Consider the following 20,426-nt stretch of genomic DNA (forward strand, 5'->3'; position numbering starts at 1 on the left):
GCAATTTCCTTCTCCGTTAAACGTTTATAGTCATTATGGAAATAAAAGATCAGCTTCAGCAATCATATATTGAGCATATCCTTCATCATGGCGAACAACCTAAGACTGTTTTTCTTTTTGCCAGAGACAATGGGATTACCGAAGAAGAGTTTTACGGCTATTTTGGCTCCTTTGAGAGCATAGATATCCGGATATGGAAGGGACTTATGACCGACGCGATCAGCGAAGTGAGATCTCAGGAAGTTTGGACGGAGTATTCCTCCAGAGAGAAGGCACTAAGTCTGTTCTACGGCTTCATGGAACTGCTAAAAAGCAAGCGTAGCTTTATCACCTTCAGCCTTAGAAATGCAAAGGCTAAGATTGGCCTCAGCAACTTGTTTGAAGGAATGAAGCAAGAGTTTGAGCTATTCAGTGCTGACGTAATTCAGGAAGGACTGGAGTCGGGAGAACTAACTGACAGGCCATTCTTTGCCGCGAAGTACAAAGACGCGCTGTGGATTCAGCTGGGCTTTGTGATCAACTTCTGGTTAAAAGATACATCAGCAGGTTTCGACAAAACTGATGAGGCAATAGAAAAAGGCGTTAATGTTACCTATAATCTTTTCGAGCGTTCACCTATCGATGAGCTGTTTGAATATGGCAAGTTCCTTGCAAAAAATGCAGGCATAAAAATGCCGTTCTGATATGATAAGAAAAAATGATGATGAGCAGAAGAGCATTCCGACCAGCAAGGTGGAACGCTCTACTCAGTTTGTAAAGACGGGGTTCAAGATCGGCGGGAATTATGTAAAGCATTACTCGAAGAAGCTGTTTAACTCCAATATCAGCAGGGATGAGTTGAATGAAGACAATGCAGCAGACATCTACAGCTCACTGAGCAAGCTGAAAGGTAGCGCTTTAAAAGTGGCGCAGATGCTGAGTATGGACAAGAACATCTTGCCGAAGGCGTATGTTAATCAATTCTCTCAATCACAATATAATGCACCTCCTCTTTCAGGACCCTTGATTGTACAAACGTTTAGAAAACTTCACGGAAAGACGCCTGAGAAAATCTTTGACAAGTTTGATCTTAGGTCTAGCAATGCAGCGTCGATCGGTCAGGTCCATCAGGCTGAACTGGACGGCAAGAAGCTGGCAGTTAAGATTCAGTATCCGGGCGTCGGTGATTCCATATCGTCAGACTTGAAATTAGTGAAGCCTTTTGCTTTCCGCTTGATCGGTATGAGTGAGAAAGAGCTCGACGTTTATATGAAGGAAGTGGAGGAACGTCTGCTGGAGGAAACAGATTATGAGCTGGAGGTACGTCGTTCTGTGGAGATCTCGAAAGCCTGTGCGCACCTGGAAAATATTGTTTTTCCAACTTACTATCCGGAGCTGTCCAGCAAAAGAACTATTACTATGGACTGGATTGAGGGACTTCATCTAAAAGAATATTTGGAAACCAATCCCTCTCAGGAGGAGAGAAACGTCATTGGACAGGCGCTGTGGGACTTCTATAATTTCCAGCAACACGAGTTGCGGGCAGTGCACGCTGACCCTCACCCGGGAAATTTCATTATCACTCACGACGGCAAACTGGGTATCATTGATTTTGGATGTATCAAAGAGCTGCCTGACGATTTCTACTATCCGTTTTTCTCTCTTACTTCCGAAGGTTTTTTCAACGATAAGCCTAAGACTCTACAGGCGTTCAGAGAACTGGAGATGATACACGAGAAGGATTCACCTGCTGAAGTTGAATTTTATTATGATATGTACCGTCAAATGATCGGACTGTTTGCGAAGCCATATTCGTCGGACAGGTTTGACTTTAGCGGAACGGAGTTTTTTGAGCATATCTATAATTATGGTGAGATGATTGCGAAAATGCCTGAGTTTAAACAGGCTCGGGGAGTAAAGCATTTTATTTATATCAACCGCACAAACTTTGGTTTGTATAATATACTCCATGAGCTTAAGGCGACGGTTCGAACAGACACCTATGTACCCCAGGTAAACCTGGAAATTTAGAAGAACAGGGTATGCATGAGAGTAGGGGTTATGACAATTTTCTTCGTGCGAAACGGCTAAAAGGAGATGTGCACGTTCAGCCGTTTATTACTGAGTGGCTTTCGGATGATATGTCGGGAAAGAAGTTCTACACCTGGCTAGGATCGATGAAATCAAATGCAGATCTGGATGTCGTACTAGATGAGTTTGGGAGAGCGGAGTTTGTAGCTAAAAGCAGGACACTGCCTGACTGGGCAGACAGCGAGAAGATGGTAGAAGGCTCCAGGTTTTTTATCCGGCATTCAGATACGATCATGTCCTTGCTGGGTCTGTTGTCTCTTCCCTATTGTTATGCGGCGGCTGACGGGGCGATGGTGCTTTACCTGACTGAGCGCTTAAGGGACCGTCCCGCTAAACGGCTTTCAGATACTGCCGATTTCATCTGGGATGTCATGGCACCCAATGCTTTCAGTAATGACGGAAAAGGTTTTGCCAGCTGCCTGAAAATCCGATTGACACATGCGCTGGCGAGGCATTATGTATGGCGAAGCGATTATTGGAATGAAGATCTAAAAACACCAGTTAACCAGGAAGATATTGCAGGAACAAATCTTGCCTTCTCTCTTATGGTCATTCGTGGTTTAAGGAAGCTTGGACTAGCCCTGAGCTATGAGGAACAGCAGTCGTTTATGCATCTCTGGAATGTAATTGGTTACTTGCTTGGTCTGGATGAAGAACTGATCCCGCAGGACGGAAAGTCCGCAACGCTTCTTGAAAGCGCCATTCGTAAGCGAAATTTCAAATCATCAATACAGGGAAAAGCGCTCACCAAAGCATTACTTGATCATATTTCAGAGGATTCATCAATTCCCCTGTCGTCTCAGGAAACCCATCAGATCGTCCGGTTTCTTTTGGGAGATGAGGTGGCGGATATTCTGGCAGTACCACCCGTCGCAGGACTTGAGTACGCGCCTGCGTTCCTGAAGCTGTCGGCCCGTCTTCCCCGCTTCGACTCGGGTAATATCCTGATGGCCTACCGGGAGCGGCACGCGGCTTTTTTGAAAGCGAGAACTTAGTCTTCGGCTTTTCATCGTCGCTTATTCCAGAAGACGGAAGACATGTTGCTACTAAAAGCTTCACTCACGGGTATCTTATTCTCCTTTATCGTGATCTGATGCCTTTCAATCTTCTCAACCTTCGTAATATTTACCATGAAAGAGCGATGAACACGAACAAATCTATCGGCGGGAAGATATTCCAGGGTTTCGCTGAATGTTGCTCTTGAGAGAATCCTTTTGCCTTCTAGTACAAATGAGACATAGTTCCCGGAGGCTTCAATAAATAAAATATCGTTAAAGAGAATTCTCAGTTGCTCAAATCCGGTTTTAACGAAAATATATCCAGGCGCCTCTGTCGAGTTACGACTTTTAAACAGCTCGTGTGCCTTATTGCATCCTTTTAGAAATCTTGGGAGAGAGAAAGGCTTTAACAGATAATCCACTGCATCAAGTTCGAAGCTAGTCACGGCATGATCCGAATATGCGGTAGTGAAGATAACAAGGGGCTTTTTACTCAGGCTATTGAGGAATTCAATACCGGAGATGTCGGGCATTTTGATGTCGAGAAAAATGAGATCCACCGGTTGCTTATGCAGATAATCGAGCGCTTCGAATGCATCCGTGAATGTCTCCGCGAGATTCAGGAAAGGCACCTTCGCTGAGTGATTGCGGACCACATCAAGTGCTATGGGCTCATCGTCAATGGCAATTGCTTTCATATCATGTTTGCTTAAGATGGATTGTAAGGTGTACAAAAAACTCAGCAGGAGACTCCCTGATCTGCAGCTCGTACCGCCCCGCGTACAGCAATTGCAGGCGTTGCCTGACATTGCTAAGTCCCACGCTATTATTGTATTTTTCTGGGTCAATGTCCGTCCTCTGGTGAATACTATTGGTCACATCAAAATACAGTGTATCTCTCTTAAACTGCAACCTAGTTATAATGTGCGAGGGTTCACGCAGACTGATGCCGTGTTTAAAGGCATTTTCTACAAAAGGAATAAGAAGCATGGGAGCTATCTCGCCTGATGATACCGGCTCGTCTATCTGAGAGTTTATGCGTATGTACGGGCTGGCATCCGTACGTAATTTCTGAAGCTCTATGTAGTTGATCAAATATTCAATTTCCCGTGAAAGAGGAATTTTTTCCTGCATATTTTCCTGAAGCATAAACCTCATCATGTCTCCGAGGCGTTCTACTCCCAAGCTTGTCCGTTCTGCCTTCTCCTGCAGAGCTGTGCCGTAAATGGTATTTAAAGCATTAAAAAGGAAGTGGGGATTAATCTGTGAACGTAGAAAGTCATAATTAGCGTTCGACTGTCCAAGTGCGGATTTCAAGTCTGCTATCTCCTGCTGCTTCCTCTGTTGCTGGCGATATAGATACCAGGAAAGAGGTGTTGTAACGATAAGCTGGAAGGGAACATGAAATATGAGGACCATGAAAACGATACTACTGCGCTCTGTAATTCCCTTTATTATGAGGAACAGCGGTATCGCAGAAAGGAGTACCAGGATCAATACTTTAACATAATATGAAGACCAGGCTTTCTTATCTTTCATCGATGCTGGGATCAGGTCGTAACACGAATACCAATAAAGGCAGATAGCAAAAGGGATGGTTACTAGCCAAATGGCAAACGGCCCCGTTTCTGCATCAGCTACTAATAGAAAGAGAATGCTCACAAGCCAGATGACAAAAGCTGCAATTCCGTTTCTTGTGACGATCTTGTATTTGGATTCTATTTCATCAATATTGCTGCAGAGATATATTGAGGCATACTTGATCAAAGTATAAAAACCAAAAAGAAAGGCCAACCACGCGGTATGAAAAAAGCTGCTGGTGAAGATTACACCATAGGCTTCGCCGTCTGTAGTATGCCTTAAGAATAGATAGCTTTTCAAATAGGTATTTATCGTACCGAGTGTAAGAAATAAGATAGTTAGCAATAATGCAACCAGAAGGGCGCTTTTCAGAGCCCCGGTTTTGGAAAACAGCTTAGGCACCAACTTGAAATTCAGGATCAGAAAGCTGGCATACAGCGCAAAATACTGAAGCAACCTGGGTATGAGACAGAAACGGGTGTCACCGAAAAAAATGACCCATACGCCGCCTTGCGTTTTCCTGAGTTCAGAGCCTACCTGCTGATGCGCTTTTTCCTTACGTTCGGCTATCAGATACAGGCGGTTGTTATTGGCTGGTATATCTATCATCTCACAAAAGACCCGCTTTCGCTGGGGATGATAGGACTTTCTGAAGCGATTCCCGCCATCAGCATTGCGCTGTACGGCGGATATGTTGCAGATAAATCGGAGAAAACCAAACTGCTAAAGCTCATCATGACCGGGATGTTCATGTGTTCTCTGGTATTGTATCTCATTACCTTACCCAGTTTGGCGTCGACCATGATAACCAGCCATATTGTTGGAATCATCTATGTGATGATCTTTTGTATCGGTATATGCAGGGGATTTATGGGACCGGCAACTTTCTCTCTGATGTCGATGATAATCCCCCGGCCTCTCTATCCAAACTCCTCAACGTGGAACAGTACAGGATTTCAGGTTGCTTCTATTGCAGGACCGGCATTCGGTGGTTTGATTTATGCATATGCAGGAGTATCGACGACCTTTCTCTTGATTTTGGCGTTCATCACAATTTCCTTCTGCTGCATCCTTTTTATCAGGAAGAGGCCACCGCTATTTATGCCTAAAGAAAATATTTTCCAGAGCCTGACTGTGGGAATTAAGTTCGTTCTGGGAAACAAGATGATGCTGGGAGCAATGAGCCTCGATATGTTTTCCGTGTTTTTTTGGGGGCGCAGTTGCGCTGATTCCGGTGATCGCCAGTGAGGTGCTACAGGTGGGCGCCGAACAGTTCGGGATGATGCGTGCTGCACCTGCGTTAGGAGCAGTACTAACCATGCTCTTTATGGCACGACATTCACCCATGAACAAACCCTGGAGAAATCTATTATTCGCTGTCAGCGGTTTCGGGATCTCTATTATCTGTTACGGGCTATCTACAAATTTTTATCTAACGCTCGTATTTCTCTTTTTTGAGGGAGTATTTGACAGTGTCAGTGTTGTGATAAGGTCGACTATTATGCAATTACTGACTCCGGACGATATGAGGGGACGTGTCTCTTCTGTAAATTCCATGTTTATAGGATCATCAAATGAGATTGGTGCTTTCGAATCGGGCTTGACAGCTAAACTTATGGGAACAGTCCCGGCGGTCCTTTTTGGTGGGACAATGACACTACTGGTTGTGGGCGTCACTTATCTTAAGACTAAAGTACTTGTGCCTCTTGGCTTGAAAGACATCAACGAACGCAAGCTTTAATCATTGGGTACCCTCTTGAGATACCCAATGATTAACGAGCTACTTTGCCAGTTCTATTTCCACACGGCGATTTATTGCCCGGGACTGTTCTGTGTCATTATTTGTCAGCGGTTTGGTCTCTCCGTAACCCTTTGTAGTCAACCTCGACTCGCCTACTCCCGCGTTTACCAGATAAGTCTTAACGGCATTGGCGCGATCTCTTGATAAAGACATATTGTGTTCCGCAGACCCCTCTGTTGATGAGTGTCCGTTTATGATGAAGCTGACGTTTGCGTCTTTTTTCATTTCTCCCGCAGCTTTGTCGAGAATCGGATAGGATACCGTTTTCAATACTACAGAGTTAAATTCGAACTGGATATTTCGGAAGTTGAAGTCCGGAGTTTCTTTAACAGGCTCAGCAACTGGTTCAGCCTTTTTCGGCTCGGGAGCAGGTGCGGTTTCTGGTTTCTCGGTTACCGGCTCTTTCTGTACGGTACCATAAGGATTGGTCCCTATCCCCGCCTTCTTAGTCTTACAAGCCTGAAAAGTTGTCAAGGCCATAACAGAAATAATTGCTGGGAGCAAATGTAATTTCGCAAACTTCATATCTTCATGTGATTTTAGATAAACATACAAGTTATCCGGGAAAAACTAAGTGACCCGGATCAAATTTACCCAATGAGTGATTCAAGGTAGTTTATTTAGTTTAAAATATCCAAGATGGTATTCATCCTGAATTTCTGAATTCCTTTCTGTGATTTTCAATGCATACTTCTCTCTTTGGTATAAAGGGAGTATTTCCTCAACATCATAGATATCGTCTACGTCGAGCCCGTATTTATCGTCGATATGCGAGTTTGCTCCCGGGAACTGAGTTTCCCTGTAAAAGGAAGTGTTCTTTGCTTCTTTTGTTGCCGCGGCCATATTTTTTTGTACCGTTAACACCTTGAAGTGCGGCTCGTCAAAAAGGCCTTTCTGATAGCCTCCAAGGTTAACAAAAAACAAATGGTCTGTGTCCTGCCCCCTGCTTATGGCAGCGCGTGGTACAACTTCAATGCTATACGCACCAACCTGTTTTACCTCCCGCCAGGCATCTATATGAAGTTCCCCCTTTGCCTCGGGCCAAAAAAGATTAATATCCGGGACAAGAGCTTTCAAACTATCTCCTATCGCAAAGAAAATATCGTGTTGTTCTGTATGTCTGCCCTTTGGTTTACCACCAAGTAATAGCATATAAAGGTGCAATGTAGATTCTGAGTTTTGGTTCATGAGTATACTGTCAGCCAAATATCTGAAATGTATTGACACTTAATAATACTCTGGCACTATTTTAAAAGAAAAAAATCAAATCCCCCGATTCTCATGTTTTCTATTTATCTATCTAAAACATCTGTTATGAAACGACCTATTTCAAGAAAAGCGCACGGGATTGCGGATTGGACGTATATTCCCTTAACGGCACTGGCTCCTGAGCTTTTGCATTTTAAAAACGACAAGAAACCAGCTACGCTCGCACGGTTGATGGCTGCTGCTATGCTGGGTTCCGCATTAGTAACGAGGTCTGAATGGGGACTTTTCAAATACATGCCGTTCAAAGCACACCTGGGTGCTGACATCGCCTTGGGCGCTGTATCATTACTTGCTCCCTGGTTCGGTAAATTTTCGGACAACGCGGCTGCGAGGAATACATTCCTGGTGATCGGTCTTTCCGGGATCGTCATAGGAGGCCTCTTGACCCAGAGGAAAGAGATGTAAAAACCGGGAGGATTTGCTTAGCAGATCTTCCCGGTTCAAATTGTATTGCCCCCGAAATTACTCCGGACGAGTTTCAGAAGTAAAGAGCTCTTGTTTGCGCGACTCTTCCTCCTCCTGTAAAGACTTTCTTTTCCAATAATTAGCGAGAATTGACCCGGAGATGTTCATCCACGGACTGAAGACCGCCGCGGCAAGACCGACGGTTCCCAGCTTGCCCATTGAGCCAGCGATTCCTGAAGCCATTCCACCATTTTGCAGTCCAACTTCAAAGGCTACGGTCCGAGAAGAAGATTTGTCCAAGCCAAACCAACGACTCAGGTAATAGCCAAAAATATAGCCCGCTGCGTTATGGATCACTGAAGATATAAATAACAGAAATCCGATCTTTAATAGGTTGTCTCTTCCTGCAGCGGTCGTAACTGTAGTAAAATAAACGATACCAAACATTGAAATATAGGGCATCAGCTCATCGAGGTTTTTAAATCGCAGGGTCGCATAGTGATAAAGCAGGCCCACAATTATAGCTCCCGCAAAGAAGTTAAGCGTTTCGATCAGTTGCATAAATTCCGGAGATAAGTGATTAGCTAAAATTTGCCATAGTCCTAAGGGCATCATGCAAAGGAGGGCTGCTGAAACAAGTGCGGCCCTATGGACAAATGTCCGACCACTGAAACCAGCGTTTTTCAAGTAATCATGAACCAAAGCAGCACCAATAGGAACGATCATTATTTTGATAATTTCCATCATCATCTCCACGAATTTCACCTCAATCATTGTGCCCGCAAAAAGTTTCATCAATAAGGGCGTCATGAAAGGCGCTACAAAGGTAGCTAAAGCCGTCACTGTCACAGACAAAACTAGGTTAGCTCTGGCGATATAAACCATCACGTTGGAAGCCAGTCCGCTCGAACAAGACCCGATAAGTATAATACCCGCTGCGATTTCGGTCTCGAAATTAAAAACTTGCGTAAGCAAAACGGCCATAAGCGGCATTATGGAAAAATGGCAAAGAAGACCGATCAAAACTCCTTTCCCGGTACTTGCGATACCGGCGAAGTCGCGGATACTCATCTGAATACCCATGCCGAACATAACAAACTGGATGATGATCAGAATGACCCACTTGTTACGCAGATCAAAATTACCCCATTGCAAAAAGGCAGAGGGATAAATCATCCCGGCGACGACTGCCGTAATAATCCAGGCAGTATACTGGTAGTTACGCAGAGCTGATATCGCTCCGATTCCAATTGCCAGACACACAGAAAGTGTCACCGCTGAAGCCTGCCACAAGGATGCATTCTCCGTGAACAACCCTGCAAGGAGACATATCAGCGCAACCAGAGAGACTGCAAGACATATTCTTCGAAAACTATTCATAAATCGATGCTTTTCGAAGTTCTGCGATGTGTGCTACAGCAATACCGGGGCTGGCGAGGATGGGAACAATTTTGTCTTCAGGTGCAAGTGTTTCCACTACCCGCGACATAGATGCCTGAGCTAAAACAATGACGTCTACATTCTTCGATAACTCGATCAATGCCTTGGATACCATCTCGTCGTGCTTCTCCGGATCGCCGGTCATCAGGGCATCAAACGCTCCTTCGCAGAGCTTTGCCGTCAGATCGATTTCCTTTCCTGCTCTAAGGGCCATCCTTCTAACAAGGTCACTTGTTGGCTCCAATGTTGTCGGAAGTGTAGCTATCACTCCTATTCTGCTTCCGGTTTGGACAGCCTGTTCCGCCATTGCCTGATCTACCCTTAATACAGGTACATTCGTCAACTTAGCAGAAGCTTCCACTGCTGCACCAATGGATGAACAAGTAACCATTATCAAATCTGCACCTGCATCTTCTGCTGAACCAACATGATTTACAACCCGTCGTGCTGTATGGTTAGTCAGCTGATTTTTTGCGATGACATCCTTGATCAGGCTGTCGTCAACGATATTAAATACACTCACATCCGGCAGCAGGTCACTACATAGCTTTTGAAAAATAGGTACAAGTGTTGCAGATGTATGAATAAGCCCTAAAGTTTTAAGTTTCATATTGGTTGTTTTAATTGGTTAGTTATTTTTGTTCTCCTGTAGATGCTTTTATAAAATAGTCAGGCTTACCGACCTGGCCTCCCTTGAAATTTAGCTCCAGACCGTCAAGGGGCGAACCCGGAGCTCGGGCCCGGCAGAGCGGGGCGCCTGGAGCGAAAGCTGAAATCATTTCGACGGACTCAATACCCATCGCTCTGGCTGCATAGCTCGAGGTATCACCTCCCGCGATAATTATCCTTTTAACATTAGCTGCCGCCGTCAGCTCTCTGACTATCTGCCCCAATAAGGTGCCATATAAGTATGCGCTGTCTGACTGCTTATAGCCGCCGATTTCGAAAGCCTTTCTTGCTCTCCGCAGCCGTTCATCTCCAGTACCACAACTTGTATGTATAAGAATGTTTTTGCCCTCGTTTAAGTATTTACGTCCCATATTTACGTAATCTTGTTTTTGAGAGGTGTACTTTTCTGACGATTCGAATACTTCCGGATCAACAGGTATTTCCGCGAAGCCGGCAGCCAGCGCCGCCTTGATCTGACCTCCCGTCACTGGCGAGCAGCTACCTGAAATCACCAGGATTGGCGAGTCAGAAGGTCTAAGCGCCTGTGCTTTCCGAGCGGTAGTGAGCCCTTTCTCTTTCCAGAAAGAAGCCAGGGCTGATCCCACTCCAGACGATCCCACAGAAAATAGTGGAGTTTTTTTTGTCGCTTGCGCATCAAGAATTCCACCTATTCGTTCGATTTGAGAATCGTAAATTGCATCGAAGAACACTATCTCAGCTCCGTTTTCAACAAGCCTCTCGACAAGTAATTCGGTTTCTTCAGCAGGACGTTCGATCTGCAGGATATCCACAAGAGCGATGGCTTTATCCGTTTGCTTCTGAAGATGCAGGCGAAGATCACTCTCTTCAGAGGGCGTCGTCGGGTGGTTGATCATAGAAGGATGCCTGTCCAGACGATGTATTGTTCCATCGCTACCTATCCCCATTCTCGCAAACAGGTTCCCAAAAACACAATAACGGCCGAGGGTTGGAGCAGCTACGAGAACAGGAACAAATGTTGATTCGAAAATCCTAGCCCCTGTTTCAAGTGCTTTGCCGATACTTCCAATAAACGGAGAGGAATCAAAAGTGGAACAAACCTTGTAATGCACATGCCGCGGATTGAGTTCCAGCAATTCGGAGTAAGCCTTGCGTAAGGTCTCCTCCATCTGTTCCGGCCGCATAGATCGCGTCATACCCGCCACTCCAATTGCTTGAAGTCCATCATACTTCGCCAGCTGGCTTTTAGTAGGTGGGTCAATGAACAAAACTGTCTGTATCCCTGCAAGACTTAACGATTCCAGGGCGTCTGTTGAGCCGGTAAAGTCATCACCATAAAATGCTATCAGCAAGCTATTTTCAGAGTCTATCATTTCTTCCCAAATTTCTCAACTGACAAAGCAAACTCCGGATATTTAGAAGCGGTTTCCGCCACGGTCAGCCCTTGAACGGCACCATGCCATGCCTGATGAAGAGCCGTTACTCCGGCACCAGGTCCGCCCGGATGGGCAATGATTCCTCCGCCTGCCATGTATAGGAGATCAAGTGTCTGCGTGCGCTTATAAGTTTCAGGAGCTTGTCCACCCCATTGACCCGAAGAAACCACCGGGAGAACAGAATATCCTCCGAATAAAGGTTTTTGACATGCCTCAATTGACCTAACCACCGAATCGTCAGATTCCCAGAATTTATTTTGAATGCCATTGACATGGATCTGATCCACACCTGCCAACCGCCATAACTTCTGATACGCCGGAAATTCAATTCCCAGAAGAGGATGCCTGTTCATCATCCCCCAGCCATTCCGATGGCCATGGATAGCCAATTCACCGATATCACAAATCTTCTTTGCGGCCGATATACCCACACTATTTAAACTGATCATTGCGCAAGTACCGCCGGCACTAATCACTTTCTCATAGTTACGCTGCATCTCGTCCATATCGTCGCTGATGTTAAAGGCATACATCACCTTTTTCCCGGTTTTATCTGCGTGATCATTGATCACACGCATGACGGCATCCACCCTATCCTCGAATGGAGAGTTTGCGGATGACGACAGCAGCTCATCATCTTTTATGAAATCTATGTCTGCCCCGGCTAAGGTTCGCACCAACTCTGCTGTTTGCTGGGGACTGAGACCCACACTGGGTTTGATGATGGTACCGATCAGTGGTCTGTCATAGACATTTGTCAGCTTCCTGCAGCCATCGACACCAAACTTAGGGCCTTCAAAAACCTGCGAATAAGAATGCGGAAACTCAATGTCCATCAATTTAAGACCTGTGAACTGTGTCAGTTCGTAAAGATTGCCCTGCAAGGTGGAAATAAGAACCGGGAGATTGTAACCGAAGTTCTCTACCGACCAGGACACCTCGATCATCGCCCGTTGATAAACCCCGGCCTTGACTTCTACACCCGGAATCGCAGGTGTAGTTGAGGAGTCTAAGACTGTGACAGACTCCACTCTGGCAGCGAAGCGATGTTTAAGCTCCTCCGTTTCGCCCGGCACAGCAACGAATGTTCCGGACGATTGCTCCCCTGCGAGCACTGTCGCTGCATGGTTTAGGTCGAGAGGTGTCTCGATATAGTATTTAGCTGTTACTCTTTGCATGATACGAATATTTAGATCTTAATGAGTAGAGGGTTTATAACCCCTCATTCCAAATAGGAGAATAATGATATAACAGATGAGCGGAACAACATAACCGATCTGAATGTCGTCATGGTTGAGGTCGATTATCGTCCCCATCACATATGGAAGAATCGCACCCCCTACAATGGCCATAATAATCCAGGATGAACCTGTTTTTGTACCCTCGCCTAATCCTGCTATGCCGAGAGCAAAAATGGTGGGGAACATGATAGACATAAAGAATCCCAAACCTCCCAACGCGTAGATCACGTAAGCACCGTCTCCGGTGATGGCTACTACACAGAGCGCCACGCTGGCCGCCGCATAAATAGACAGCAGCTTTTGCGAGCTGATAAATTTCAGAAAGAACGTACCTGCGAAGCGTCCAAACATAAACAGGAAACCGTACACTCCAAGATAATACGCAGCAGTTTTCTCGTCCAGACCACCTCCTTGTTGAGCCATGCGAATGAAGAAGCTGGTGACACAAACCTGGGCGCCTACGTAAAAGAATTGAGCCGCTACGGCCCATGAAAGATGACGGTGCTTCAATACCGAAAGAAAGCTTCTTTCTTTTTGTATGACTTCCGCGGGCGGTTTAACCTCCGGAAACTTGATAAAATAAAATAGCACTGCAACCAGCAAGAGGACACTACCAAGAATAATATAGGGTAACTTAACAGATGCAGCTTCTTCCATAAGATAGGAAAGCCGGCTGGCATCGGGCATAGCAGCAAGTTCTTCGGCTGAGTATTCCTTGCCCGAAAGAATAAACAGTGATCCTATGATCGGTGCTACCATGGCGGCAAGCCCATTGAATGATGCTGCCAGATTCAAGCGGTTGGAGGCGGTTTCAGGTTTTCCTAAAACTGCGGCATATGGGTTAGCTGCTGTTTCCAAAATGGTGAGTCCGCACCCAATAATGAAGAGCGCCACGAGAAAAAGCTCGTACATACGCGTATCTGCTGCCGGAACGAACAGAAAAGCACCAACAGAGAAAACCAGCAGGCCCATGATGATGCTGTTTTTATAGCCCCATTTATTCAGGATCGCTCCCGCTGGGATCGCCATGAGAAAGTAGGCCATAAACACCGCGGTATCTATCAGAGTGGATTGCCTGTTGTCCAGCTGGCATGCCTTTTTGAGGTGCGGAATCAAGATAGAATCCAGATTATGCGCCATTCCCCACAGGAAGAACAGGCAGGATATCAAGATAAAAGGGACCAGATACAGGTTGGGCCCCCCTGAAGTGGAATTGGCCCCCCTGGGTATCTCATGCTGATGATGTAAAGACATGGTTTAATGTTTTATGCTGTTAGTTACTTCTTTTAACCATCAGCAAGTGATCGCAGACGAGAACTACTTCGCCATGCTGATTGATAATTTCTACGTGCTCGGTTACTGTCCCGAATTCTGGCTTCTTAGCATCCCCTTTGTCAGAAATAGTAACCACAGAATGAATCGTATCTCCTATAAAAACGGGTTTGATGAATCGAAGCCTGTCATATCCTTTTGACATCGCTTCGGGGTTGATTTCTGAAGCGGTCAACCCAATGCCGATGCTGAATATCATCGTGCCATGTGCTATCCGCTGCTTGAACGGCTGGGTCTTACACCATTCAGCGTCCATATGATGCGGAAAGAAGTCGCCGGTGTGCCCTGCGTGCACCACAAAGTCTGTTTCTGTAATTGTTCGCCCAAGCGTTACCCGCTTATCTCCCAGTGTATATCCTTCGAAAAATGTTGATTTAAAATACATGTTGATCGTCTTTGCTCTTAATCTTTTAATTGGTCTGAAACCCTGACACCGCCCTGGTCACTCGAAATGTAGGCACTCTCCACAACAGCCATCGTCTGGATGACATCCTCTACACCCGTGTGAAGAATATCTGAAGAACCCTCCTTAAACCGCATCAGGCTCGCCATTGTACCTATGAAAGCCTCCGGAAACCAGGAACCTTCAAGCGCGATCGTTTTCCATTGTGGTGGCGTTCCTTCTTCGGGAATGCAGTATTCAAACAGGTCAGGAACACCGTCCGGGTAGTTCATCAGCAACCCCATTTTCGCCTTAATAACTCCTTTCGTCCCCTCCCACTTGATGAAACTTTCCTGATTGTGCGGACCAAAATCATGATCATGGTTTGTATTGATGACGGCATGCATGGTATCTCCGTAGTCCATCAAAACGGTTGACCGCGAAGAAGAAAGGCTTTTAGCCGGATGCTTCAGAGTCTTGGCATATACTGTATCAGGGTTTCCGATGAATGATCTGATCAGGTCGATATAATGAATGCTGTGATACTGGATCTCCAGGCGCGGATGAATTTTTACCAGAGGAAACAGCTCCCAGGGAGTTTTCAGCGTAACGCGCACTTCCATATCATACAGCTCTCCGATCATTCCCTGGTCGATCATATATCGCGCCGCTGCAACAAAGGGAGCGAAACGCAACTGGAAATTTATAGCGGCAACAAGGTTTTTCCGCCTGCAGACCTCCAGGATCTCTTTAGCCTGCCAGAAGTAATCCCCCATAGGCTTCTGGATCAGGACTGCTGTACCGTCAGGAAGCTGGGTAAGAACCTCAACATACTGGTCGGGCATAATTGTTATGTCGTAAACTGCGTTTGCCGGTGCGTGAGCCACTGCATCGGCGACAGTATCATATACATTTGGAATATCAAACTCCCGGGCAACCTTCTCGGCGCGTGCTCTTGTTCTGTTCGTAATACCATGAACGAAGAATCCGGCCTTTTTATACGCCGGAAGGTGGGCGTCACTTACGATACCTCCGGCTCCAATGATTATTATCGGCTGAACGGTTTTGGGTAAATCAGGCTTATAGGGTATTATCATAGTTCTTGTTTTTTTAGTTGATCGATTTTCGCCTGCGCATCCCGGAGGAGGGCTGACGAAAGTCTTGTAGTCGTTAAAGCGTCTGAGATAGTCTGATCAATGATCTTGGCAATCTGGACCCAATCCCCTTGTTGAGGCAGCGACTTTGCGTGCTGATGCAGACCGGCAAGCTTATGGTAGTAAGGAATAGTTTCATTCACTTCTTCGTCGTACCATGTAGACTTACGGCAGCCAATTCCGCCTTCCAGAGTCAGTTTCTTATCGTTTTCGGCGTTTACAGCGAAACGTAGAAAGTCGTAGGCAAGCTCTTTGTAACGGCTTCCTGCACCGACAGTATACAACCAGTAAACATTGAGGGATGCTGGCTGACTGCCGCTGATACACGGAATATTACTTACATCCACTTTTCCCTTAACCTTAGAATCGTCCGACACCTCACAAACAGATGCGAAACCGAACCAGTTAACCATCATTGCCGCTTCGCCACGGGCGAAGGCCATGCCTGTTTTCACAGATTCATATTCAGGCGAATGGGGATGAACAGCCGTCTTATCTCCCAGCATCTTTCTATAAAAGTCTAAGCCTTCAGCAGCCTGAGGTGTGTCAATCTGGATATTGCCATGCTGATCGGTAAGCGATCCTCCACGACTCCATAATTGCAGACAAAAGTCAAAAACCGTGTTATGACCGTCAGCCTTGGCAGCAAACACGCTTCCATATAGGTTTTGTTCCGGCCTGTAAAAAAACCGCGATATCTGATAGAATTCATCCCAGGACACCGGCGGTTTGAGTGCTTGACCGAAACGTTCAAAATAGCTTCTCATTTCATTCGGATCTGTAAACAGGTCTTTTCTGTAGACCAGGCATTCAGGACCGTCATGAAAGGGCAAGCCGGCTGTATGCTCGCCGAACTGCTGTAGCTGAAGAAGTGATTCACTCCAGCCGCCGGGGTAATCCACTGGCGGTTTCCTGCCTATATACGTACTCAGGTCTTCAAGGAGTCCGGCAGAATACGCCTCATATATCCAGTCTGTGTTAATGTGTGCGATATCCCATTCTCCGGTTTCCAGTCCGCGGTTCTGAATAGTCGTTTCGTGAAGCTCATGCAAGTCCATCGGTACCATTTCCACCTCCACGTTGCAGCCTGTACTTTCGCAGTACCGTTGCCAGATGATGTCCATAGCCCTCTCGAAGGGACCGAATTTACGTACGGCTATTCTGAGTTTTTTGGATGTATCGTGCATGGTTTAGTAATTACAATGAGAATTCGGTTAATATAGTCTGGTTATCCTGACCTAGCTTTGGCGACCCCTTACCGGATGTGAGCAGCTCTCCATCGATACGGATAGGACAACGCGTTGTTTGGTAGGTATAGCCGTCAGACATGCTGACCTTCTGCGTCATATTCAATACCTTGAACCCCTCATGCTCAAAAAGCTGATTCCAGTTGAGAACGTCAGCGCACCAGATATCGGCAGGCTCCAAAATGGAAAGCCATTTTTGCGTACTATCCGTTCGGAGATGTTGGCCAAGGATGCTTTTAACTTCATCTCTCTTTTCGAATGCAACCGCAGCGTCTGCGTAGCTAGCCAGGGCATCACATCCCAGTAATTTCCCCAGAACCGGAATCGATCCCATGGCAAGGGCCAGATAACCATCAGCAGTCTGGTATATACCGTAAGGTGCGCCCAAATAGGCATTTGCATTATTTGTGAGGGATCTCTGGGGGTTTTCACCACCGTCATTCATAAAAGTCGTGATCGTTTCAAACTGAAAATCATAAGCTGATTCCAGCATGCTGACCTGTACCAGACCTCCTTCTCCGGAGACTGCCTTACGGTAAAGGCAGGCCAGGATCCCCTCGGCCAGATGGGCTCCCGCCAGCATATCAACAATAGAAAGCCCCATTGCTACGGGTCCACTATCAGCGTTCCCGGTTAACCAGGTCAGGCCGGTCAGTGATTGGAGCAGGAGGTCCTGACCCGGTCGGTCTTTATATTCCCCCTCACTTCCATATCCTGAGATCTCACCATAGATAACGTCAGGCTTTATTGCTTTAACGCTGTTATAGTCGAAACCCAGACGCTCCATTACTCCCGGCCGGAAGTTGTGCATCACAATATCCGCCTTCAAAAGGAGTGTTCTTATAGTATCGCGGTCCTGCGGATTTTTCAAGTCCGCGGCAAAGCTCTCTTTATTTCGGTTTATTGCATGGAATACAGATGAATCTCCATTCATCACCACATTCGATGTATACAGCGAGCGGCATATATCACCACCCTCTGGTCGTTCAATTTTGATCACCCTGGCACCAAGATCTGCCAGTCGTAAACTTGCCGAGGGTCCCGAGAGGAACTGCCCGAAATCAATGATCAGATATCCTTCAAGTGGTCTCATTTTGTATATTAAATTCCTGATTCAGTGTACTATTATGTGCTCCTACCTTCGGTGCTGGTTTAGAGGATAAAAGCTTCCTATTGTCGATCCGGATAGGGCTTCTTGTCGTCCGGATTTCCAAAGAGTCACTCACCTGAACAGACTGGCTGATGCCAAGCTGCCCAAAGGCTGGATGTTCAACAGCTCTTTTATAGTCTAAAACATCAGCACACCATATATCGAGGGGCACGAGAATTTCAAGCCAGTCTTTCGTGTGTTTCTCTTTAAATGTCTCCGAAAATGCCTCAAGAATGTCATCCCTTCTGTCGAAAGAAGAATTGCCACCGGTGAATAGTGAAGAAATATCACAGCCGATTGCTGCTGCAATTTTATTGAGATCACCCATAGCAAGCGCCAAATAGCCATCGGCAGTTTCATAGATTCCATAGGGAGCGCTTAGATAGGCGTGTCCTGCACCTTTTACATAGCTTCTTTGCGGAAGCTTCTTACCGTCGTTGAGATAGGTTGTGAGGACCTCAAACTGCATATCAAGCGTAGACTCCAGCAGGCTTACTTCCACGAGCACACTCTGTTTTGTCCTGGCCCGCTTGATTAAGGCGGCGAGGATACCCTGCGTTAAATGATTGCCGCACATGATATCGGAAACGGACAGACCAAAGGGAACAGGTCCCTGATCGGCTGTGCCCGAAAGGTAGGCTAGTCCCGATAGAGACTGCACGAGCAGATCCTGCCCCGGCTTAGTGGCCCAGGGGCCGGCGTTGCCATACCCGGTAACGGTTGCATAAATAATTCTTGAATTCAAAGCCTTTACAGAAGCGTAGTCAAGTCCGATCTTTTCCATTACACCTGGCCTGAAATTATGTGTAATGACATCAGCCTTCGCAATAAGTTCTTTTACCGCATTAAGGTCGTCCTGATTTTTAAGGTCAGCTGCGTACGACTCCTTGTTTCGGTTGATGGTATGAAACAACAAGCTATCACCCTCAACAAACATATTTTTAATGGCCAGCTGTCTGCCCGCTTCGCCCTTCAGCGGACGTTCGATTTTTATCACCCTGGCACCCATATCTGCCAGTTTAAGGCCAGCCGACGGCCCGGCGAGAAACTGGCAAAACTCCAACACTAATAACCCTTCCAGCGGCCTGCTCATATCATCTGAAGTTTTCTTGATTTTAAGTAAAGTTTGTTCATTTCTTCCAGAACGGATTTTTCTTCTCCGCCGTTCATCAGGTAGTTGCGCACGATGTCGCCCGCATGATCCTGGAAGTACATATGCCCGTAATAACGCGGACGTAGAAAGGCTCTTTGCAACGCAGGAAGCGTATCCGCAAAATAGTTATTCGTTTGGCGGTTAGCTTCAGCATTTTGCCAGGCTCCCAGGTGTCCCGGTTGACCGCCATTACTGAAGTAAAGCTTACTCTGGCATTCTTCTGATGCTACAAAATGAGCGTATTGTGCCGCCACATCAATATAAGCACAATGTGCTGAAATAGCCAGACCGGTACCTCCGATCGTGCTCCTCATATTGGATTTGCCGTCCAGGCTGATCATATCATGAAAGTGCAGCACTTTTCTGGCATATCCCTCCCGGGCATAATTGGAGTACCCATAGGCAAACGGACAATAGGCAATTTCATCAGTCTGAGTCATTGCTTCATAAACCTGTATCGGATTTCTTTCAAAATTGGCAACGTCTATGCGCGAGGTAAGCTCCCTGAACATTTGCAGGGCCCTCATTCCAACAGCCTCAGAGACGATCTTATCTTCCTCCTGACAAGGATCCTCGCCCAAAGAGCTACAGAACATGTAAAAGCTCATCAGCACATCGATCGGAATTCCCGCAAACGCAACAAGTCCTTTGTCAGCAAGGGACAGCAGCTGCTCGAAATTCTCAGGACGCTTGGTGTCAGCCTTCTCTAAAAGATCAGGTCTGCTTGCAGCGACGGGCGTCGCAGCATCAATAGGTAGTGCCCATTGATGGTTGTCATATGTGTAGCTTTCGTAAGAATGGCCAACAGAATTTTGCTGTTGGTTTTTTAAAAATTCATCGGGTAGCACCTCATCCAATGGGATAATTGACCGCTTTTTAGCAGCAAACCCCGCCCAGGGATGATCGATTACCAGGAGGTCGAACCTTTTCGCAAGCTCTTCAATCGAGAAGTCTGCAAATTGCTGAAGGCTGCGCTTTTCCCAGGATATCTCAGTTCCTGGATATAGTTCCGAAAATCGCTGAGCTGTAGCAACCATTGGCACAAGCCCCCTACTGTGGTTCCATGTAATTCCTTTTAGCGTTATTGTATCTGGCATGTTTAAAATAAGTAAATGGAGA

21 protein-coding genes are annotated in these 20,426 nt (G+C 46.3%); 6 read left to right on the top strand and 15 right to left on the bottom strand.

Features of this window, described 5'->3' with window-relative positions; all coding sequences use genetic code 11:
- The first annotated feature begins 35 nt into the window (after positions 1 to 35).
- From B0I27_RS09325 to B0I27_RS09335, 3 genes are read left to right on the top strand one after another with little or no spacing between them, the layout of a single operon-like run.
- A complete protein-coding gene (locus B0I27_RS09325; RefSeq protein ID WP_106292982.1) occupies positions 36 to 683 on the top strand; it encodes a TetR family transcriptional regulator C-terminal domain-containing protein in 648 nt (215 codons plus the stop codon).
- Between the two features lies 1 nt (position 684).
- The gene (locus tag B0I27_RS09330) at positions 685 to 2,010 is read left to right on the top strand and encodes an ABC1 kinase family protein (protein ID WP_106292983.1); all 1,326 of its coding nucleotides are present in this window, start codon (positions 685 to 687) and stop codon (positions 2,008 to 2,010) included.
- 11 nt (positions 2,011 to 2,021) lie between these two features.
- Positions 2,022 to 3,065: an oxygenase MpaB family protein gene (locus B0I27_RS09335; RefSeq protein WP_106292984.1), complete on the top strand. Its 1,044-nt coding sequence runs from the start codon at positions 2,022 to 2,024 to the stop codon at positions 3,063 to 3,065.
- 11 nt (positions 3,066 to 3,076) lie between these two features.
- On the opposite strand, the gene B0I27_RS09340 is transcribed toward B0I27_RS09335, so the two are convergent.
- Positions 3,077 to 3,766, bottom strand: a complete 690-nt coding sequence (locus tag B0I27_RS09340) for a LytR/AlgR family response regulator transcription factor (RefSeq protein WP_106292985.1) — start codon at positions 3,764 to 3,766, stop codon at positions 3,077 to 3,079.
- 1 nt (position 3,767) lies between these two features.
- Positions 3,768 to 5,258 (bottom strand): sensor histidine kinase, encoded by a 1,491-nt coding sequence (locus B0I27_RS17735; protein WP_245925475.1) that lies wholly within the window; start codon positions 5,256 to 5,258, stop codon positions 3,768 to 3,770.
- On the opposite strand from B0I27_RS17735, the gene B0I27_RS17815 reads away from it, so the two are divergent.
- Together B0I27_RS17815 and B0I27_RS17820 are read left to right on the top strand one after the other, a co-directional pair.
- Positions 5,193 to 5,897, top strand: coding sequence for an MFS transporter (locus tag B0I27_RS17815; protein ID WP_281260339.1), 705 nt, complete (start codon positions 5,193 to 5,195; stop codon positions 5,895 to 5,897). The genes B0I27_RS17735 and B0I27_RS17815 overlap by 66 nt on opposite strands.
- Complete coding sequence (locus tag B0I27_RS17820; protein ID WP_281260340.1) at positions 5,884 to 6,390, top strand: MFS transporter; 507 nt, start codon at positions 5,884 to 5,886, stop codon at positions 6,388 to 6,390. The genes B0I27_RS17815 and B0I27_RS17820 overlap by 14 nt, the downstream gene beginning before the upstream one ends.
- Positions 6,391 to 6,429: 39 nt before the next feature.
- On the opposite strand, the gene B0I27_RS09355 is transcribed toward B0I27_RS17820, so the two are convergent.
- Both B0I27_RS09355 and B0I27_RS09360 read right to left on the bottom strand, forming a co-directional pair.
- On the bottom strand, positions 6,430 to 6,930 hold the full coding sequence (locus B0I27_RS09355; protein ID WP_245925476.1) for an OmpA family protein: 501 nt from the start codon (positions 6,928 to 6,930) through the stop codon (positions 6,430 to 6,432).
- Between the two features lie 126 nt (positions 6,931 to 7,056).
- Positions 7,057 to 7,638, bottom strand: coding sequence for a DUF1543 domain-containing protein (locus B0I27_RS09360; protein WP_106292987.1), 582 nt, complete (start codon positions 7,636 to 7,638; stop codon positions 7,057 to 7,059).
- 126 nt (positions 7,639 to 7,764) lie between these two features.
- Between B0I27_RS09360 and B0I27_RS09365 the strand changes: the two genes are divergently transcribed.
- Complete coding sequence (locus B0I27_RS09365; protein ID WP_106292988.1) at positions 7,765 to 8,124, top strand: hypothetical protein; 360 nt, start codon at positions 7,765 to 7,767, stop codon at positions 8,122 to 8,124.
- Positions 8,125 to 8,181: 57 nt separating this feature from the next.
- Here the strand turns inward: B0I27_RS09365 and B0I27_RS09370 are convergent, their stop codons facing one another.
- The 11 genes from B0I27_RS09370 to B0I27_RS09420 are packed head-to-tail and all read right to left on the bottom strand — an operon-like array spanning position 8,182 to position 20,404.
- Positions 8,182 to 9,504 carry a bile acid:sodium symporter family protein gene (locus B0I27_RS09370; RefSeq protein ID WP_106292989.1) on the bottom strand — a complete coding sequence of 441 codons (1,323 nt, stop codon included), beginning with the start codon at positions 9,502 to 9,504 and terminating at the stop codon, positions 8,182 to 8,184.
- Entirely contained in the window at positions 9,497 to 10,174 is a 678-nt protein-coding gene (locus tag B0I27_RS09375; RefSeq protein ID WP_106292990.1) for an aspartate/glutamate racemase family protein, read from the bottom strand. Before B0I27_RS09375 ends, B0I27_RS09370 begins: the two co-directional genes overlap by 8 nt.
- A gap of 22 nt (positions 10,175 to 10,196) precedes the next feature.
- The gene (locus tag B0I27_RS09380) at positions 10,197 to 11,585 is read right to left on the bottom strand and encodes a four-carbon acid sugar kinase family protein (RefSeq protein ID WP_106292991.1); all 1,389 of its coding nucleotides are present in this window, start codon (positions 11,583 to 11,585) and stop codon (positions 10,197 to 10,199) included.
- The gene (locus B0I27_RS09385) at positions 11,582 to 12,826 is read right to left on the bottom strand and encodes a ribulose-bisphosphate carboxylase large subunit family protein (protein WP_106292992.1); all 1,245 of its coding nucleotides are present in this window, start codon (positions 12,824 to 12,826) and stop codon (positions 11,582 to 11,584) included. Before B0I27_RS09385 ends, B0I27_RS09380 begins: the two co-directional genes overlap by 4 nt.
- Positions 12,827 to 12,844: 18 nt before the next feature.
- The gene (fucP, locus tag B0I27_RS09390; protein WP_106292993.1) at positions 12,845 to 14,143 is read right to left on the bottom strand and encodes an L-fucose:H+ symporter permease; all 1,299 of its coding nucleotides are present in this window, start codon (positions 14,141 to 14,143) and stop codon (positions 12,845 to 12,847) included.
- A 19-nt stretch (positions 14,144 to 14,162) separates the two neighbouring features.
- On the bottom strand, positions 14,163 to 14,606 hold the full coding sequence (locus tag B0I27_RS09395) for a MaoC family dehydratase (protein WP_106292994.1): 444 nt from the start codon (positions 14,604 to 14,606) through the stop codon (positions 14,163 to 14,165).
- Positions 14,607 to 14,623: 17 nt separating this feature from the next.
- Positions 14,624 to 15,700 carry a Gfo/Idh/MocA family protein gene (locus B0I27_RS09400; RefSeq protein WP_106292995.1) on the bottom strand — a complete coding sequence of 359 codons (1,077 nt, stop codon included), beginning with the start codon at positions 15,698 to 15,700 and terminating at the stop codon, positions 14,624 to 14,626.
- The gene (locus B0I27_RS09405; protein WP_106292996.1) at positions 15,697 to 16,944 is read right to left on the bottom strand and encodes an extracellular solute-binding protein; all 1,248 of its coding nucleotides are present in this window, start codon (positions 16,942 to 16,944) and stop codon (positions 15,697 to 15,699) included. Before B0I27_RS09405 ends, B0I27_RS09400 begins: the two co-directional genes overlap by 4 nt.
- A 10-nt stretch (positions 16,945 to 16,954) precedes the next feature.
- The gene (locus tag B0I27_RS09410; RefSeq protein ID WP_106292997.1) at positions 16,955 to 18,097 is read right to left on the bottom strand and encodes a CaiB/BaiF CoA transferase family protein; all 1,143 of its coding nucleotides are present in this window, start codon (positions 18,095 to 18,097) and stop codon (positions 16,955 to 16,957) included.
- A complete protein-coding gene (locus B0I27_RS09415; RefSeq protein ID WP_106292998.1) occupies positions 18,084 to 19,247 on the bottom strand; it encodes a CaiB/BaiF CoA transferase family protein in 1,164 nt (387 codons plus the stop codon). Before B0I27_RS09415 ends, B0I27_RS09410 begins: the two co-directional genes overlap by 14 nt.
- Complete coding sequence (locus B0I27_RS09420) at positions 19,244 to 20,404, bottom strand: ABC transporter substrate-binding protein (protein WP_106292999.1); 1,161 nt, start codon at positions 20,402 to 20,404, stop codon at positions 19,244 to 19,246. Before B0I27_RS09420 ends, B0I27_RS09415 begins: the two co-directional genes overlap by 4 nt.
- Between the last annotated feature and the right edge of the window lie 22 nt (positions 20,405 to 20,426).

Source organism: Arcticibacter pallidicorallinus, assembly GCF_003002875.1.
Classification (GTDB): domain Bacteria; phylum Bacteroidota; class Bacteroidia; order Sphingobacteriales; family Sphingobacteriaceae; genus Arcticibacter; species Arcticibacter pallidicorallinus.